The following is a 16,206-nucleotide window of genomic DNA, read 5'->3' as shown; positions in this document are numbered from 1 at the left end:
CTTCTTGTGGCGCCCGGCCCGGCCGATCGTGAAAAAAGTGCGCTGATTCGGCCCTTGTGCCGCGAGATGTTCGGCGCCCTGGGTTTGCGGGGAGCGGCCCGGGTGCCATGATCCGGCCTCATGAGAACGGAAGAGGCCACCCCGGAGACCGAGCGCGTCCTGTACGTCGAGTCCCGCGCCGACGCGAGGGTGCTCGCCGACCTCGGCACGGCCCTGCCCCCGCGCGCCGCAGGCGAGGAGGTCCTCTTTCTGTCGTTCGCCTACGCGGACGTGCCTCTGGGACGGCGCTACGAGTGCTGCTTCCCGAGGGCCGACGAACGGGACGTCACCTGGGTCACGGCCACCGTCGTCGCCGTGACCCAGCAGTTCGGCAAGCCCTTCACCGGCATCCCGCACGGCTGGAAGACGCTGGCCCTGCTGAGGTTCGAACCCGAGGTGCCGGAGCTCGTCCGCGCCCTGCCCACGGCGTCGGCCTGGTACGAGCATCCGGCCACCGTCCACATCGCGGACCGGGCCACGTGGGAGGCGCGCAGACGGGAGTACGGCGGCGACGACGGCTTCGGTGCGGTGCTGCGGCGCTGGACGGAGCACCGGCGCACGGACTCCGGCGCGCTGTCCCGGCAGACGGGCCTGCCCGAGGAGCGGGTGCGGGGCGTGCTGGGCGGGGGCCCGGCCTCACCCTCGCTCCTTCGGCGGCTCGGCCCGGCCCTCGGCCTGCCCGCGGCCGATGTCTTCGTGCTCGCCGGCCAGGAGGTCCCGGACGATCTGGCCCCCCTCGACCCCCGGGCCGGCCGCCTGGTGCCGGACCTCGTGCGGCACGCCGTGGAGCTGTCGCCCGACGGCATCCGTGCCGTGCGCGGCTTCGTCGCGTCCTTGCCGCAGGAGAAGCCCGTTGCGGGGCCGCCGGAGGGAGCCGCAGGCCCCGCTCCCCGGGCCGCCGGCACCGGCCCGGGCGCCCTGCTGATGCGCCTGGTGGGCAACCGGAATCTGGGTCTTACGGCCACGGCGAAGACATTCGCACTGCTCACCGGCCGGTACTGGTCGCCGGCGACGTACGGCGTGGTCGCCCGCGGCGGCATCGAGGTGACCGCCGATCTGCTGGCCGACTTCGCCGCCGTACTGGGTGTCCCCGCCCCGGACCTGGCCGTGCTGTGCGGCGCCCCCGCAGGCGAGGCGCCGGCGCCGGCCACAGGTCCCGGCGAGCTGATCTCGGACGTGCGGCGGCTCACCGCCGACCGGATGCGCCAGGTGATCGAAGCGGCCCGCGCCCAGCCGTCCTAGGTGTATTGATCTGAAGCGTTGTTCACGCTTCAGATCAATACACCTAGCTCTCGCCGCCTGCCCACAGACTGCGCACATGCCCCAGATGCCGGGTCATGACCGCGCGCACGGCCTGCTCGTCCCGCTCCAGCAGGGCGTCGAGGAGTTCGAGGTGCTCCTCGGCCGAGGCGAGCAGCCGGCCGGCCGCCACCAGGGCCGTCAGGCCGTAGAGGCGGGAGCGGCCGCGCAGGTCGGCGACCACCTCGACCAGATGGGCGTTGCCGGCCAGGGCGAGCAGGCCGAGGTGGAAGCGGGTGTCGGCCTCGACGTAGGCGATCAGATCACCGGCCTGCGCCGCGGTGACGATCTCGCGGGCCGCCGGGCGCAGCGCCTCCAGCGAGACCCGGTCGGCCGTGCGGGCCAGGGCCACCACGGTGGGGATCTCGATCAGCGCCCGGATGTGCGTGTACTCGTCCAGCTGCCGGTCGGACACCGCCGTGACCCGGAAGCCCTTGTTGGGCACGGTGTCGACCAGGCCCTCCTTGGCCAGGTCCAGCATCGCCTCCCGCACCGGGGTCGCCGAGACACCGAAGCGGGCGGCGAGCGACGGCGCGGAATAGACCTCGCCCGGCCGCAGCTCGCCCGCGATCAGCGCGGCGCGCAGCGCGTCGGCGACCCGCTCGCGGTAGCTGCTGCGCCGGCCGCCGAGCCGGGGGAGCGCCGGCAGGTCCGAGTCCGGCTTGTTCTCTGGCTGTGCCATGTCACGCATCACCGGCGGGATTCTAGAGGACCACTAGAGCATGAAGCCTTCCGGGAAGGGGTCGGTGGGGTCGAGCAGATACTGGGCGGTGCCGGTGATCCACGCGCGGCCGGTGAAACTCGGCAGCACGGCCGGGACTCCGGCGACCTCCGTCTCGCCGAGCAGCCGTCCGGTGAACCGGGTGCCGATGAACGACTCGTTCACGAACTCGGTGTGCAACGGCAGTTCACCGCGCGCGTGCAGCTGCGCCATGCGCGCGCTGGTGCCCGTACCGCACGGGGAGCGGTCGAACCAGCCCGGGTGGATGGCCATCGCGTGCCGTGAGTGCCGTGCGGTGGCGCCGGGAGCGTAGAGGTGGACGTGGTGGCAGCCGCGGATCGACGGATCCTCGGGATGCACCGGCTGCGCCTCGGAGTTGATCGCCTCCATCAGCATGAGGCCGGCCGCGAGGATGTCGTCCTTGCGGGCGCGGTCGAAGGGCAGACCGAAGGCGTCGAGGGGGAGGATCGCGTAGAAGTTGCCGCCGTAGGCGAGGTCGTAGGTGACCGTGCGGCCGTCCGGAAGGGTGATCTTGCGGTCCAGGGCGACGGCGAACGACGGCACGTTCTTCAGGGTCACGTGCCGCGCGGCGCCGTTCTCCACCGCCACCTCGGCCACCACGAGCCCCGCCGGGGTGTCCAGCCGGATCGTGGTCACCGGCTCCACGACCTCCACCATGCCGGTCTCGACCAGCACGGTCGCCACCCCGATGGTGCCGTGCCCGCACATCGGCAGATAGCCGGAGACCTCGATGTAGATCACGCCCCAGTCGCAGTCGGGGCGGGTCGGCGGCTGGAGGATCGCGCCGCTCATCGCGGAGTGGCCGCGCGGCTCGTTCATCAGCAACTGCTTGATGGGATCACGGTGTTCACGGAAGTACAGCCGCCGTTCGTTCATCGTCGCACCCGGTACGGTGCCGATCCCGCCGGTGATCACGCGGGTCGGCATGCCCTCGGTGTGCGAGTCGACGGCGTGCAGGACGAGCTTGCTGCGCATATCCGACTCCCTTGTGCGAGCTGCGAGCTTATGCGAGTCCCGCCGCGGCGGCCTTCTCGGTGGCCGCCCGGACCATGGCCTGCTGTTCCGGCGTCAGCGGGACGCGCGGCGGGCGCACCGGGCCGCCGTACCGGCCGACGACGTCCATGGACAGCTTGATCGCCTGCACGAACTCCGTCCGCGAGTCCCAGCGCAGCAGGGGATGCAGCTGCCGGTACAGGGGGAGCGCGGTGGTGAGGTCACCGGCCGCCGCGGCACGGTACAGCTCCGCCGAGGCGCGGGGCAGCGCGTTGGGATAGCCGGCCACCCAGCCTTTGGCGCCCGCCACGGCCAGCTCCAGCAGGACGTCGTCGGCACCGATCAACAGGTCCAGCTCCGGGGCGAGTTCCGCGAGCGAATAGGCGCGGCGCACGTCGCCCGAGAACTCCTTGACGCCGTGGATGTGCCCCTCGCCGTGCAGCCGGGCGAGGAGTTCGGGCACCAGGTCGACCTTGGTGTCGATCGGGTTGTTGTACGCCACCACCGGCAGGCCCGCGCGGGCGACCTCCGCGTAGTGGGCGAGCACGGAACGCTCGTCGGCGCGGTAGGCGTTGGGCGGCAGCAGCATCACCGACGCGCAGCCGGCCTCGCCCGCCTGCTCGGCCCAGCGCCGGGCCTCGGCCGAGCCGTACGCGGCGACGCCCGGCATCACCCGCTCGCCGCCGATCGCTGCCACGGCCGTCTCCACCACCCGGGCCCGCTCCTCGGGGGTGAGCACCTGGTACTCGCCGAGCGAGCCGTTGGGTACGACGCCGTCGCAGCCGCTCGCCACCAGCCAGGCGCAGTGCTCGGCGTAGCGGTCGTAGTCGACCGACAGGTCGGCGCGCAGCGGGAGCGCGGTGGCGACGAGAACGCCGCGCCAGGGACGGTTCTCCGGGTGGGTCATGAGGGGTCCCCCATCAGCTCGGTAGGGTGTGACATGGCACTGTGTGATTGATATTCACTGAGCGGGTGTCTCGTCGTCCGGCACGTTCGCCAGGACGCCGAGCGGTACCGGGCGCGCGAACGGCCGCCGCCCCGGGGTGAGCGGGCAGCCGGTCAGGCCGGCCACGGCGGGCGCGCACATCCGGCCCTGGCACCAGCCCATGCCGGCCCGGGTGAGCAGTTTCGCGGTGCGCAGGTCGCCGGCGCCCAGCGGACCGGCGGTACGGACCTCGCCCGCGGTGACCTCCTCGCACCGGCACACCACCGTGTCGTCCGGGATCCGTTCCGCCCAGCCCGCGGGCGGTGCGTACACCGTGTCGAGGGTCGCGAAGAACGCCCGCAGCCGGGTCCTGGCCCGGTCGGCAGCGGCCCACGCGCGCGGGTCGGGAACGGTGCCGTGCAGGCGGGCGGCGGCGGAGCGGCCGGCGATGTGGCCCTCGGCGAGGGCGAGGGCGGCGCCGCCGATGCCGGTGGTCTCCCCGGCGGCCCACACCCCGGGCACGTCGGTGCGCTGCTCCGCGTCGACGTCCACGTCCGTCCCGTTCAGCGTGCAACCGAGGGTCTCGGCGAGGTCGGTGTGCGGCAGCATGCCGTGGCCGACGGCAAGGGTGTCGCAGGGGATGCGGCGGGCGCTGCCGGGCCGGATCCGCCCGGCGCGGTCCAGCGCGGCGACGGTGACCGCCGTCAGCCGGTCCGTGCCGTGTGCCTCCACCACGGTGTGCCGGGCCAGGGTGCGCACCCGATGGCGCACCAACTGCCCCGCGTACCAGGCGCCTTCGGCGAGTTTTCCGGGCTGGGCGGCGAGCTCCGGCGCCCGCCGCAGCAGGGCCGCGGGGTCGGCGGACTCCACCAGCGCGGCCACCTCGGCGCCCGCGGCGGCGAGCCCGGTCGCCACCGGCAGCAGCAGCGGCCCGGTGCCCGCGACCACGATCCGCCGGCCCGGCAGCACCAGGCCGCCCTTGAGCATGGCCTGCGCGCCGCCTGCCGTGACGACACCCGGAAGCGACCAGCCCGGGAAGGGCAGCCCCCGCTCGTAGCCGCCGGTGGCGAGCAGCACGGCGTCGGCGCGGACGGTGACCCCCTCCTCCTGCGCGGGACCGAGCAGTGCGTGCACTCTGAAGGCGTCCGACGCGCGCTGCACGCACCAGACATGATGCTCCGCCAGATGGGTGATCCGTCCGGCCGCGAGGTGGCGGGCGAGGCCGTCGGACAGACGCTGCCAGGTGCGCCACTGGTGGTGCAGGGCCTCGGGGCGGCGCGCGTTCAGGGCGGGGGCGGGCTGCCGGTAGAACTGGCCGCCCGCCTGCCCGGCCGCGTCGATCAGCGTGACGTCCACGCCCCGGGCGGCCGCCGCCAGGGCCCCGGCGAGACCCGCCGGACCCGCCCCGACGACGGCGAGACGCACACGCTCAGTCATCGGCCCGTCCCGTCCCCTCCTGGGTGCGGATCACATCGCCCGGGTGCACGGGGACCAGGCAAGCCCGTTGGTTCGCCCGGCCGTTGACGGTCACCAGGCAGTCGAAGCACACCCCGATCCCGCAGAACACCCCGCGTGGCCGGCCTGCGCCCCGCGTGCTGCGCCAGGCCGTCACACCCGCCGCCCACAGCGCCGCCGCGACCGTCTGCCCGGGCAGCGCCTCGACGGACCGCCCGTCCAGGGTGACGGTGAAGGTCTCACCCGGCCGGGCCCGGGCCAACTCCAGGGGATTCACGATGGGTTGCCTCCGTCGATGGTGGCGTCGGTGTCGGGCTCGGCGTGGGCGTCGGCGGCGGTGTCGAATCGCTCCGGCCGGAACGGTGTGAGGTCCAGCTCCGGTGTCTTCCCGGTCAGCGCCTGGGCGATCAACTGCCCGGTGCCGGGGGCGAGTCCGATGCCGGCGCCCTCGTGACCGCAGGCGTGGAACAGGCCGGGCAGCCGGGGGTCGGGGCCGATGGCCGGGAGGTGATCGGGCAGATACGGCCGGAAGCCCGCGTACGTCCGCAGCGCGCGGACCCGCTCCAGGAAGGGGAACAGGCCGATCGCCCCGGCCGCGAGCGCCCGTACCACGGGCAGGGACAACGAGCGGTCGAAACCGACCCGTTCGCGGCTCGCGCCGATCAGCACCGGCCCGGCGGCCGTGCCCTCCACGACCGGCGAGGTGCGCAGGGCGGCCGCGTCGCTCGCCACGTCGGCTACGTAGTCCGCCGCGTACACCTTGTGCCGGACCATCCGCGGCAGCGGCTCGGTCACCAGCACGAAGCCGCGCCGGGGGAGCACCGGCAGCCGGACGCCCGCGAGTGCCGCGAGGTCGCCGCCCCAGGTACCGGCCGCGTTCACCACCGCCGGTGCGTACAGGTCGCCCCGGTCGGTGCGGACACCGGCCACCGCGCCGTGCGCCGTGCGGGCCACCCCGCTCACCGTCCAGCCGGTGTGCAGCCGGGCGCCGGAGGCGCGGAGCAGGTGGGCCGCGGCCAGGGCGGGCATGACCTGGGCGTCCTGCGGATAGTGCACCCCGCCCGCCATGCCAGGGGCCAAGTGAGGCTCCAGTTCGCGGAGTTCGGCCGCGCTCACCGGATCGGCGGTCACTCCGGCGGCACGCTGTGCGGCCGCGAAGTCCGTCAGCGCGGCCAGGGCGTGCGGGGTCGAGGCGACCACCAGGCCGCCCTTGGGGTCGTACTCGATCTCCGTGCCGAGCTCGGCCGCCAGCCGCTCCCACAACCGGGCCGACAGCAGGGCGAGTCCGAGCTCCGGGCCCGGTTCCTTGTCGGAGACGAGCAGGTTGCCCTCGCCCGCCCCCGTGGTGCCGCCGGCCACCGGCCCCCGGTCCACCACGTGTACGTCGAGGCCGGCCCGCGCGGCGTACAGCGCACAGGCCGCGCCCACCATGCCGGCTCCGACGACCACGACATCGCAGGTCAGTCGCTTTGCCACAGCAGTACTATGTCACATGGCGCACCGTCTGAGGAGACCCCGGACATCGCTTGTCGCCCTTCGCGTCACCCGCCCCGAGTCCCAGGCGTGGACGCCCTCTTGACGTCGCACGACACCCGATCGACACTCCAGGGAGGAAATCCTAGTGAAACGGTAGGGAATGATGGCGCGCCTCGACACGGTCACCGGCCGAGCCGGCCGTACGCCGCTGCGCGCCCCCCTGCTCACCTCCCGCCGGCACATCGATCTGCTGCGCGTCTGCAGCGCCATCAGCCCGCGCCGCTGAGCCGGCCCCGCGCCCACCGGCCGACGACGTCCGTCGGCGCGCACCCTGAACCATGCCCACCACCAGGGGAGACGCATGTCCATCGCTCCGCTCGCCGCCGTCCCGTCCGTCCACCGCGCCGCCCCCGTCTTCCGTGGCCGGATCGGCCGGGACGCTCGCAGCGGCCACTACGCCGTGCCCCATCGCTACCGGCTCCATCTGTCCACCGCCTGTCCCGACGGACTGCGCCTCGCCGTCGGGCACAGCCTCCTCGGCCTGGGCGACAGCTGTCCGGTCACCGTCCTGCCCGCCGTCCCGGACGGTCCCGGCGGCGGCCACACGGCCCTCGGTCCGCTGTACGAGGCCAGCGCCCACCACTACACCGGCCCCGCCCTCGCCCCCGTCCTCAGCGACGACTGGTCCGGACGCATCGTCAGCACCCGGGCCCGTGACATCCTGCGCGACCTCGACCGTTTCCCGGGCGAGGAGCGGGCCGCGCTGTATCCCTGTGGCCAGGAGTCCGTGATCGAGGCCGTGGAGCAGATGTGCGACGAGGGCATCGAGGAGGCCGCGCAGCGCGCCGGGCGGGCGGGCGCCGGCCCGGCCGAGCGGGCCGCCGCCCTCGACGTGCTGCTCGACACCCTGGACCGGCTGGAGAACCGGCTGGCGGGGGAGGAGTACCTGGTCGACGGCCGGCTCACCGCCGCCGACGTCGAACTGTGGGTGACCCTGGTGCAGCTCGACACCGTCCACCGCTGCCACCTCGACGCCTCCGCCGTGCACCGCGTGGCCGGCCACCGCGCGCTGTGGGCCTACGCCCGCCGGCTGGCCGCACACCCCGCCTTCGGCCGCCATCTCGACCTTCCAGGCATCGCCCGCCGCCACCACGGCCGTTGCCAGGGACTGGAGGCCGCCGGGGCCGCTGTCCAGATCCTGGACTGGGCGGGTCACGCCGCCGACGCCGAGGACGTTTCCTGCAGGTGAACCCGGGCCCGTGAACGTCCACCAGGCGGACGGCCGTTGACATCCGAACGGACGACCGTTTCACTTACGGCTCAGAACGGTCATGAGCGTCAGCGCCAAGCCCTGGCTCGCTGACCGGCAACCCTCGCAGCGCGGTGGGGTGCCCCAGGTGACGACCGGACCGGAACGACGCATTTCGGTAAGCGCGAGGGCCCCGCGGGGCCGGAACAGTGACAGGTGACACCATGGACGCAAGCCCCCGGACGGCCCTGAGCCGCCCCCAGGGCCGCGTCCCGTCGTCCGCCGGGCTCCTCGTCGCCGACCGCGCCGTCGATCTGCTCCGGGTCAACAGCGCACTGTGTACCGCACCGGGCACCGCCCGCTGTCACGGCTGACCTCCTCCCCCAGCCCCGCGTTCCCGACGCACACCTCCCCGTGGTGTGCCGTCATCCGTCCAGCCCCCGGTCCCCGTGCGCCGCCGCGGGCCGCCTCGCGCCGTAGTGCCGTCGCGGCCGGCGCGGCTCGTCCGCCGCCGACCGGGGTGCCGACCCAAGCCGGAGCCCCGCCATGAGTGAACCCCCAGGCGCCGCCGTCTCCCTGGCCGAGGCGCCAGCAGCCGACGCACCGTCACCACACCTCAGAGCCCAGCGCGTTCAGCCGCTGCGCCGACCCGGCCGGTGGATCGCCACCGCCGTCGTCCTGGTCCTCGTCGCCCAGATCGCGCACGGACTGGCCACGAACCCCTTCTACCAGTGGGACCGCTTCCGCTACTGGTTCCTGCGGCCCACCATCCTCGACGGGCTCGGCGTGACCCTCGAAGTCGCCGCGCTGAGCGCCGTGCTGGGCCTCGTCGGCGGGATCGTGCTGGCCCTGGGCCGGCTCTCCGGGAGTCCGGTGCTGCGCGCGGTCAGCTGGACGTACACCTGGCTGTTCCGCTCCGTGCCGCTGATCGTGGTCCTGATCTTCCTGTACAACTTCTCGGCCCTGTACAAGACGCTGAGCCTCGGCGTGCCGTTCGGCCCGGCGTTCGTCACCTTCGACGAGTCCAGGCTCGCCACCGACCTCGCGATCGCCGTCATCGGCCTCAGCCTCAACGAGGCGGCCTACGCGGCCGAGGTGGTCCGCGGCGGCCTCCTCTCCGTCGACCAGGGACAGCACGAGGCGGCGGCCGCGCTCGGCCTGCCCAAGGGCTACCAGTTCCGCAGGATCGTCCTCCCGCAGGCCCTGCGGTCCATCGTCCCGAACTACGTCAACCAGCTGATCGGCCTCGTCAAGAGCACGTCCCTGGTGTTCTACGTGTCCCTGCTCGACCTGTTCGGCTCGGTGCAGACGATGGGCAGCACCTACCCCGGCGACGTCGTGCCGCTCCTGCTCGTCGCCACCGTCTGGTACCTGATCCTGACCAGCGCCGTGTCCGTCGTCCAGTTCTACGTCGAGCGGTACTTCGCCCGGGGCGCCACCCGCACCCTCCCACCGACACCGCTGCAGCAGGCCCGGACGGCCCTCACCGAGTTCCGGGCCCGGCTGCGCAGGGAGGCCGCCGTATGACCACCACCGCACCGACCCTCCCGAAGACCGCCCCCGTCTCCCTGGAACTGCACGACGTCCACAAGTGGTACGGCGCCCACCGCGTCCTCGACGGCATCGACCTGACCATCCGCCCCGGCGAGGTCACGGTGATCATCGGGCCGTCCGGCTCCGGCAAGTCGACGCTCCTGCGGGTCGTCAACCATCTGGAGAAACCCGAGATCGGGTACGTCAGCGTCGGCGGCGAGCCGATCGGTGTCCGGCGCGGCAGCGGGGGCCGGCTGAAGGAGCTGAGCGAGCGCGCCATCCTCGCCCAGCGCGGCCGGATCGGCTTCGTCTTCCAGAACTTCAACCTCTTCCCGCATCTGACCGTCCTCGACAACGTCGCGGCCGCGCCGGTCGCCACCGGGCGGCTGACCAAGCCGGAGGCCCGGGAGCTGGCCCGTGAACTGCTCGGCCGGGTGGGCCTCGGCGACAAGGCCGGCGCCTACCCGCGGCAGCTGTCCGGCGGCCAGCAGCAACGCGTCGCCATCGCCCGCGCCCTCGCGCTGCGGCCCGGCGTCATCCTCTTCGACGAGCCGACCTCGGCCCTCGACCCCGAACTCGTCGGCGAGGTGCTCGCCGTCATCAAGGATCTCGCCGGCAGCGGCACCACCCTCGTCATCGTCACCCACGAGATCGGCTTCGCCCGCGAGGTCGCCGACCGGATCGTCTTCCTCGACGGCGGCCGCATCGTCGAACAGGGCCCGCCGAGCGAGGTGCTGGACAAGCCCCGGCACGCGCGCACCCGCGACTTCCTCGCCAAGGTCCTCTGACCCCACCGCCCGACCCACCGCACCACCGAACGACAAGGACAGCCATGCCCAGCCACCTTTCCCGACGCGCCCTGATCAGAGGCATCACCGCGGCGACCGCCGTCGCCACCCTCGCCACCGGGCTCGCCGCCTGCGGGGGCGACAGCGAGGCCGCCACCACGACCGACGCGGCGGGCACGGTCACCGTGGGCCGGGTGTCCAACGGCGCCGCGCAGGAGACCGTGCTGAAGGTCTCCGAGGTGAAGTCGATCAGCGCCGAACTGCCCGCCTCCGTCCGCAAGAGCGGCAAGCTCGTCATCGGCGTCGGCGCCCTGCCCGCCGGGTCCGCGCCGCTCGACTACGTGGGCAGCGACCAGAAGACCCTCACCGGCTCCGAGCCCGACCTCGGCCGCCTCGTCGCCGCCGTGCTCGGTCTGAAGCCCGAGGTCAGGACCTTCACCTGGGAGAACCTCTTCGTCGGCGTCGACAGCGGCAAGGTCGACGTGGCCTTCTCCAACGTCACCGACACCGAGGAGCGCAAGAAGAAGTACGAGTTCGCCACCTACCGCAAGGACAACCTCGCCTTCGAGACGCAAGCGAAGAGCACCTGGAACTTCGCCGGCAACTACGAGAACCTCGCCGGCAAGACGGTGGGCGTGGGCTCCGGCACCAACCAGGAGAAGATCCTGCTGGAGTGGCAGGCCAAGCTGGCCAAGGAGGGCAAGAAGCTCACCGTCAAGTACTACCCGGACCAGAACGCCTACAGCCTGGCGCTGAACAGCGGCAAGATCGACGCCTACTTCGGCCCCAACCCCGGCGTCGCCTACCGGGTCCAGAAGACCGCGCACACCCCCCAGGCGACCCGCAACGCGGGCACCTTCTCCGGCGCCGGCGCCTCCCTCCAGGGCCTGATCGCGGCCACCGCCAAGAAGGACAGCGGCCTCGCCAAGCCGCTCGCCGACGCCATCAACCACCTGATCCAGAACGGGCAGTACGCCAAGTGGCTCGCCGCCTACAACCTCTCCAACGAGGCCGTCGCCACGTCCGAGATCAACCCGCCGGGGCTGCCGCTCAGCAATTCCTGACCAGCCGTCATGACCCGGCCGAGTCGATTGCGAGAGAGGACTCCGCCCTCGTGCCCCCGTACACCCCGCTCCTCGACAACGCCGTCTGGGCCGCCCTCGACGGCCCGCACGCCCACCTCGCCGAGCGTGTCGGCCGCGCCGCCCGCTACCAGGACGGCATCTACGCCTTCGCCGCGCTCGCCGACCCGGCGGACCCGGCCGCCTGGAACGACCTGCGCGCGCTCGTCGGCCCGGCAGCCACCGTAGGGATCAAGCCCGTCGACCGGGTACCCGACGGCTGGCGGGTCGAAGCCGAGGGCGAGGGAGTGCAGTTGGTCGACACCGCGCTGCGCGCCGAACCCGCGCCGGAGGCGGTGCGGCTCGGGCCCGCCGACGTCCCCGAGATCCTCGACCTCGTCGCCCGCACCCGGCCCGGTCCGTTCCTCAAGCGCACCGTCGAGATGGGCACCTACCTCGGCATCCGGCACGAGGGGCGGCTGGTCGCGATGGCGGGGGAGCGGCTGCGGCTGCCCGGCTGGACCGAGATCAGCGCCGTGTGCACCGACCCCGGGTACCGCGGGCAGGGGCTGGCCACCCGGCTGGTGCGGGCGGTCGCGTGGGGGATCCGGGAGCGCGGGGACACGCCGTTCCTGCACGCCGCCGCGGACAACGCCCCGGCGATCCGGCTCTACGAGTCGATCGGGTTCACCCTGCGCCGCCGGTCGCGGATCGTGCGGGTGCGCAGCGCGGGAACAACCGAAGCAGGCGGCGCGTTGTGAGGGTTGACGAGACGTGCCGGGCGGGCGAGACGACCCGCCTCGGCCGACGGACCGAACGGACGGAGGCGACGGACATGACCCGCGTGCTCCCGCCGTGCCCGCCGCACCCCTACCGCTCCGTCCGTCTGCACTCCCGGCCGCACATAGACCTCCAGCGCGTGTCCGCCGCGCTCTGTCGCCACTGACCTTCTTCCCGGCCGCAAGGCCGCGTCTTCGCCGGCCGGACGCCCGTCCCCGTGAGCCGGTGTCCCCCGTGCCCACCGTCGTACGGATCCCAAGGAAGGCACCCGTCGTGTCCTCAACTCCTCCTTCCCGTCTGCACCTCGCCGTCGCCCTGGACGGCACCGGCTGGCACCCCGCCTCCTGGCGTGAGCCGGTCGCCCGCCCCCGCGAGCTGTTCACCGCCGGCTACTGGGCCGACCTGGTCGCCGAGGCCGAGCGCGGTCTGCTCGACTTCGTGACCGTCGAGGACGGCCTCGGTCCGCAGTCCTCGCACCTCTTCGACCCCGACGAGCGCACCGACCAGGTCCGCGGCCGGCTCGACGCGGTGCTCATCGCCTCCCGGGTCGCGCCGCTCACCCGGCACATAGGCCTGGTCCCGACCGTGGTGGCCACGCACACCGAGCCGTTCCACATCTCCAAGGCGATCGCCACCCTCGACTATGTGAGCACCGGCCGTGCGGGCCTGCGCGTGCAGATCAGCGGCCGGCCGAACGAGGCCGCCCACTTCGGCCGCCGCACCATCGGCCGGATCGAGGCCTATGACAGCCCGGCCGCGCAGGAGGTCGTCACCGAGCTGTTCGACGAGGCCGCCGACTACGTCGAGGTGGTGCGCCGGCTCTGGGACAGCTGGGAGGACGACGCCGAGATACGGGACGCGGCGACCGGCCGCTTCATCGACCGGGACAAGCTGCACTACATCGGGTTCGAAGGCCGCTTCTTCAACGTCAAGGGCCCGTCCATCACGCCCCGGCCGCCGCAGGGCCAGCCGCTGGTCACCGCCCTCGCCCACCAGACGGTGCCGTACCGGCTCGTGGCCCGGCAGGCCGACGTCGGCTACGTCACCCCGCACGACGCGGCGCAGGCCCGCGCGATCGTCACCGAGATCCGCGCCGAGCAGGAGGCGGCGGGCCGGGCCGGTCAGACCCTGCACGTCTTCGGCGACCTCGTCGTCCTCCTCGACGACAGCCGGGCCGAGGCGGAGGCCCGCCGCGACCGCCTGGACACGCTCGCCGGTGAGCCGTACACCAGCGACGCCCGGATCTTCACCGGTACGGCTGCCCAACTGGCCGATCTGCTGGAGGAGCTGGCGTCGGCCGGGCTGACCGGGTTCCGGCTGCGGCCCGCCGTCGCCGGCCACGACCTGCCCCGCATCAGCCGCGACCTGGTACCCGAACTCCAGCGCCGGGGCCGCTTCCGGGACGCCTACGAGGCCGGCACGCTGCGCGGCCTGCTGGGCCTCGCCCGCCCCGCCAACCGCTACGCAGCCGCCTGAACAGCCGGAGAGGACGACCGCACCCCATGAGCAAGCCCCTGAAGCAGATCCACCTGGCCGCCCACTTCCCCGGCGTCAACAACACCACCGTGTGGAGCGACCCGGCCGCCGGCAGCCACATCGAGTTCAGCTCCTTCGCCCACTTCGCGCGCACCGCCGAACGCGCCAAGTTCGACTTCCTGTTCCTCGCCGAAGGGCTACGGCTGCGCGAACAGGGCGGGAAGATCTACGACTTGGACGTCGTCGGGCGTCCGGACACCTTCACCGTGCTGGCCGCGCTCGCCGCCGTCACCGACCGGCTCGGGCTGACCGGCACCATCAACTCCACGTTCAACGAGCCCTACGAGGTGGCCCGCCAGTTCGCGAGCCTCGACCATCTCTCCGGCGGCCGTGCCGCCTGGAACGTGGTCACCTCCTGGGACGCCTTCACCGGAGAGAACTTCCGCCGCGGCGGCTTCCTGCCCCAGGACGAGCGCTACTCCCGGGCCAAGGAGTTCCTCGCCACCGCGCACGAGCTGTTCGACTCCTGGCACGGCGACGAGATCCTCGCCGACCAGGCCACCGGCACCTTCCTCCGCGACGCCAAGGCCGGGGCCTTCACGCACCAGGGGCAGCACTTCGACATCCACGGCCGTTTCAACGTGCCCCGCTCCCCGCAGGGCCGCCCGGTGATCTTCCAGGCCGGCGACTCCGACGAGGGCCGCGAGTTCGCCGCGTCCGGCGCGGACGCCATCTTCAGCCGCTACTCCACCCTGAAGGAGGGCCAGGCCTTCTACACCGACGTCAAGTCCCGCCTCGCCCGGTACGGCCGCCGCCCCGACCAGCTGCTCATCCTGCCCGCCGCGACGTTCGTGCTCGGCGACACCGACCAGGAGGCCGCCGAACTCGCCCGCGAGGTGCGCCGGCAGCAGGTCAGCGGCGCGACCGCCATCAAGCACCTGGAGTTCGTCTGGAACCGCGACCTGTCGGCCTACGACCCGGAGGGGCCGCTGCCCGACATCGACCCGCTGGTCGCCGAGGAGCACATCTCCAAGGGCCGCGCCCAGGTGCGGATGTACCGGGACCCGGTCGCCATCGCCCGTGAGTGGCGGCAGCTCGCCGAGGCCAACAAGTGGTCCATCCGCGACCTGGTCATCAACACCGGCAGCCGGCAGACCTTCGTCGGCTCCGCGGCCACCGTCGCGCGGACGATCAACGACTTCGTGCAGGCGGACGCCTCCGACGGCTTCATCCTCGTCCCGCACATCACCCCCGGCGGCCTCGACACCTTCGCCGACCAGGTCGTCCCGCTGCTCCAGGAACAGGGCGTCTTCCGCACCGACTACGAAGGCACCACCCTCCGCGACCACCTGGGCCTCGCCCACCCGGACGCCCGCTCGGCCGGCTCGTCCGAGCGGGCCGCATCGTGAAGTTCCTCGCGATCACCCTCATCGTGCACCGGCCCGACCCGGTCACCGGTGTCCAGAAGCCCACGCACGACCGCTTCCGCGAGGTCCTGGACAACGCAGTGCTGGCCGAGGAGCTCGGCTTCGACGGGTTCGGTGTGGGGGAGCGGCACGAGCGGCCGTTCCTCTCCTCCGCGCCGACGGTGGTCCTGAGCCACATCGCCGCACTGACCCGGCGCATCCGGCTCTTCACCGCCGTGACGACACTCAGCCTGCTGGACCCGGTCCGGGCCTACGAGGACTACGCGACACTGGACCACCTCGCCGACGGCCGCCTGGACCTGATCATCGGCAAGGGCAACGGCGCGGCCCAGCGGGAACTGTTCCAGGTCACACCCGAGGACCAGTGGGACCGCAACGCCGAGAGCTACGAGGTGTTCCGGCGGCTGTGGCGGCAGGACAAGGTCACCGCCGACACCCGCTTCCGCCCGCCGCTGAAGGATGCCGAGGCGTGGCCGCGGCCGTACCAGCAGCCGGTCCGGGTCTGGCACGGCAGCGCCACCAGCAAGGAGTCGGTGGACCTGGCCGCCCGCTACGGCGACCCGCTGTTCTCGGCGAACGTCACCCACCCCGTCGAGCCCTACGCCGAGCTGATCCGGCACTACCGGGAGCGCTGGGAGCACCACGGCCACGACCCGGCGGACATCGCCGTCGGTGCGGGCTCGGCGGGCCTGTACGTGGCCCCCACGTCCCAGCAGGCGCTGGAGGTCTACCGGCCCGTCTTCGAGAGCAATCTGGCGTTCCAGAAGCGGACGGGCCTGCCGGTGGTCTTCGAGACGCTGGAGGACTTCGTCGAGCGCAGCTCGGCCCTGATCGGCAGTCCGCAGCAGGTCATCGACAAGGTGCACCGCTATCACGAACGGTTCGGGCACACCGTGCAGCACGTCCAGGCCGACGCGAGCGGGCTGACCGGCAGCCGGCATCGGGACTCCCTGGAGCTGTTCC

18 protein-coding genes and 1 riboswitch are annotated in these 16,206 nt (G+C 73.0%); of the genes, 12 read left to right on the top strand and 6 right to left on the bottom strand.

Features of this window, described 5'->3' with window-relative positions; translation table 11 throughout:
- Positions 1 to 120 precede the first annotated feature (120 nt).
- Positions 121 to 1,281, top strand: coding sequence for a hypothetical protein (locus LE548_RS03470; RefSeq protein ID WP_225095108.1), 1,161 nt, complete (start codon positions 121 to 123; stop codon positions 1,279 to 1,281).
- 43 nt (positions 1,282 to 1,324) lie between these two features.
- Here the strand turns inward: LE548_RS03470 and LE548_RS03465 are convergent, their stop codons facing one another.
- The 6 genes from LE548_RS03465 to LE548_RS03440 are packed head-to-tail and all read right to left on the bottom strand — an operon-like array spanning position 1,325 to position 6,929.
- A complete protein-coding gene (locus tag LE548_RS03465; RefSeq protein ID WP_225095107.1) occupies positions 1,325 to 2,020 on the bottom strand; it encodes a GntR family transcriptional regulator in 696 nt (231 codons plus the stop codon).
- Between the two features lie 33 nt (positions 2,021 to 2,053).
- The gene (locus tag LE548_RS03460; protein WP_225095106.1) at positions 2,054 to 3,055 is read right to left on the bottom strand and encodes a proline racemase family protein; all 1,002 of its coding nucleotides are present in this window, start codon (positions 3,053 to 3,055) and stop codon (positions 2,054 to 2,056) included.
- 28 nt (positions 3,056 to 3,083) lie between these two features.
- Positions 3,084 to 3,980, bottom strand: coding sequence for a dihydrodipicolinate synthase family protein (locus tag LE548_RS03455; protein ID WP_225095105.1), 897 nt, complete (start codon positions 3,978 to 3,980; stop codon positions 3,084 to 3,086).
- 54 nt (positions 3,981 to 4,034) lie between these two features.
- Positions 4,035 to 5,435 carry an FAD-dependent oxidoreductase gene (locus LE548_RS03450; protein WP_225095104.1) on the bottom strand — a complete coding sequence of 467 codons (1,401 nt, stop codon included), beginning with the start codon at positions 5,433 to 5,435 and terminating at the stop codon, positions 4,035 to 4,037.
- A complete protein-coding gene (locus LE548_RS03445) occupies positions 5,428 to 5,730 on the bottom strand; it encodes a (2Fe-2S)-binding protein (RefSeq protein WP_225095103.1) in 303 nt (100 codons plus the stop codon). Before LE548_RS03445 ends, LE548_RS03450 begins: the two co-directional genes overlap by 8 nt.
- On the bottom strand, positions 5,727 to 6,929 hold the full coding sequence (locus LE548_RS03440; RefSeq protein ID WP_225095102.1) for an FAD-binding oxidoreductase: 1,203 nt from the start codon (positions 6,927 to 6,929) through the stop codon (positions 5,727 to 5,729). The genes LE548_RS03445 and LE548_RS03440 overlap by 4 nt, the downstream gene beginning before the upstream one ends.
- A 163-nt stretch (positions 6,930 to 7,092) precedes the next feature.
- On the opposite strand from LE548_RS03440, the gene LE548_RS45330 reads away from it, so the two are divergent.
- From LE548_RS45330 to LE548_RS03395, 11 genes are all read left to right on the top strand, one after another.
- Positions 7,093 to 7,215, top strand: a complete 123-nt coding sequence (locus LE548_RS45330) for a putative leader peptide (RefSeq protein ID WP_263635646.1) — start codon at positions 7,093 to 7,095, stop codon at positions 7,213 to 7,215.
- A gap of 75 nt (positions 7,216 to 7,290) precedes the next feature.
- Complete coding sequence (locus LE548_RS03435; protein WP_225095101.1) at positions 7,291 to 8,178, top strand: glutathione S-transferase C-terminal domain-containing protein; 888 nt, start codon at positions 7,291 to 7,293, stop codon at positions 8,176 to 8,178.
- Between the two features lie 78 nt (positions 8,179 to 8,256).
- A riboswitch (SAM riboswitch) is annotated at positions 8,257 to 8,369 on the top strand.
- A 33-nt stretch (positions 8,370 to 8,402) separates the two neighbouring features.
- Positions 8,403 to 8,552 (top strand): hypothetical protein, encoded by a 150-nt coding sequence (locus LE548_RS03430; protein ID WP_225095100.1) that lies wholly within the window; start codon positions 8,403 to 8,405, stop codon positions 8,550 to 8,552.
- 172 nt (positions 8,553 to 8,724) lie between these two features.
- Positions 8,725 to 9,705 carry an amino acid ABC transporter permease gene (locus LE548_RS03425; RefSeq protein WP_225095099.1) on the top strand — a complete coding sequence of 327 codons (981 nt, stop codon included), beginning with the start codon at positions 8,725 to 8,727 and terminating at the stop codon, positions 9,703 to 9,705.
- Positions 9,702 to 10,499, top strand: a complete 798-nt coding sequence (locus LE548_RS03420; RefSeq protein WP_225095098.1) for an amino acid ABC transporter ATP-binding protein — start codon at positions 9,702 to 9,704, stop codon at positions 10,497 to 10,499. Before LE548_RS03425 ends, LE548_RS03420 begins: the two co-directional genes overlap by 4 nt.
- Before the next feature lie 44 nt (positions 10,500 to 10,543).
- Positions 10,544 to 11,563, top strand: a complete 1,020-nt coding sequence (locus LE548_RS03415) for an ABC transporter substrate-binding protein (RefSeq protein ID WP_225095097.1) — start codon at positions 10,544 to 10,546, stop codon at positions 11,561 to 11,563.
- 50 nt (positions 11,564 to 11,613) lie between these two features.
- Positions 11,614 to 12,321 carry a GNAT family N-acetyltransferase gene (locus LE548_RS03410; protein ID WP_225095096.1) on the top strand — a complete coding sequence of 236 codons (708 nt, stop codon included), beginning with the start codon at positions 11,614 to 11,616 and terminating at the stop codon, positions 12,319 to 12,321.
- Positions 12,322 to 12,395: 74 nt separating this feature from the next.
- Complete coding sequence (locus LE548_RS46395; protein WP_374116017.1) at positions 12,396 to 12,506, top strand: putative leader peptide; 111 nt, start codon at positions 12,396 to 12,398, stop codon at positions 12,504 to 12,506.
- A gap of 107 nt (positions 12,507 to 12,613) precedes the next feature.
- Entirely contained in the window at positions 12,614 to 13,816 is a 1,203-nt protein-coding gene (locus LE548_RS03405) for an LLM class flavin-dependent oxidoreductase (protein ID WP_225095095.1), read from the top strand.
- A 26-nt stretch (positions 13,817 to 13,842) separates the two neighbouring features.
- Positions 13,843 to 15,225, top strand: a complete 1,383-nt coding sequence (locus LE548_RS03400; RefSeq protein ID WP_225095094.1) for an NtaA/DmoA family FMN-dependent monooxygenase — start codon at positions 13,843 to 13,845, stop codon at positions 15,223 to 15,225.
- Positions 15,222 to 16,206, top strand: a 985-nt coding sequence (locus tag LE548_RS03395; RefSeq protein ID WP_225095093.1) for an LLM class flavin-dependent oxidoreductase, incomplete at its 3' end; no start/stop codon positions are given. The genes LE548_RS03400 and LE548_RS03395, both read left to right, overlap by 4 nt.

The sequence above is a fragment of the Streptomyces sp. CoH27 genome, from assembly GCF_020181035.1.
Classification (GTDB): Bacteria; Actinomycetota; Actinomycetes; order Streptomycetales; family Streptomycetaceae; genus Streptomyces; species Streptomyces camelliae.
The sequence above is the reverse complement of the archived record's forward strand: the minus strand, read 5'-3'. Positions and strand labels throughout refer to the sequence as shown.

Excerpts from the sequence above, each read along its gene's own strand:
- LE548_RS03470 (WP_225095108.1), top strand. The coding sequence starts at position 121 with ATGAGAACGGAAGAGGCCACCCCGGAGACCGAGCGCGTCCTGTACGTC.
- LE548_RS03465 (WP_225095107.1), bottom strand. The coding sequence starts at position 2,020 with ATGGCACAGCCAGAGAACAAGCCGGACTCGGACCTGCCGGCGCTCCCC.
- LE548_RS03460 (WP_225095106.1), bottom strand. The coding sequence starts at position 3,055 with ATGCGCAGCAAGCTCGTCCTGCACGCCGTCGACTCGCACACCGAGGGC.
- LE548_RS03455 (WP_225095105.1), bottom strand. The coding sequence starts at position 3,980 with ATGACCCACCCGGAGAACCGTCCCTGGCGCGGCGTTCTCGTCGCCACC.
- LE548_RS03450 (WP_225095104.1), bottom strand. The coding sequence starts at position 5,435 with ATGACTGAGCGTGTGCGTCTCGCCGTCGTCGGGGCGGGTCCGGCGGGT.
- LE548_RS45330 (WP_263635646.1), top strand. The coding sequence starts at position 7,093 with ATGGCGCGCCTCGACACGGTCACCGGCCGAGCCGGCCGTACGCCGCTG.
- LE548_RS03435 (WP_225095101.1), top strand. The coding sequence starts at position 7,291 with ATGTCCATCGCTCCGCTCGCCGCCGTCCCGTCCGTCCACCGCGCCGCC.
- LE548_RS03430 (WP_225095100.1), top strand. The coding sequence starts at position 8,403 with ATGGACGCAAGCCCCCGGACGGCCCTGAGCCGCCCCCAGGGCCGCGTC.
- LE548_RS03425 (WP_225095099.1), top strand. The coding sequence starts at position 8,725 with ATGAGTGAACCCCCAGGCGCCGCCGTCTCCCTGGCCGAGGCGCCAGCA.
- LE548_RS03420 (WP_225095098.1), top strand. The coding sequence starts at position 9,702 with ATGACCACCACCGCACCGACCCTCCCGAAGACCGCCCCCGTCTCCCTG.
- LE548_RS03415 (WP_225095097.1), top strand. The coding sequence starts at position 10,544 with ATGCCCAGCCACCTTTCCCGACGCGCCCTGATCAGAGGCATCACCGCG.
- LE548_RS46395 (WP_374116017.1), top strand. The coding sequence starts at position 12,396 with ATGACCCGCGTGCTCCCGCCGTGCCCGCCGCACCCCTACCGCTCCGTC.
- LE548_RS03400 (WP_225095094.1), top strand. The coding sequence starts at position 13,843 with ATGAGCAAGCCCCTGAAGCAGATCCACCTGGCCGCCCACTTCCCCGGC.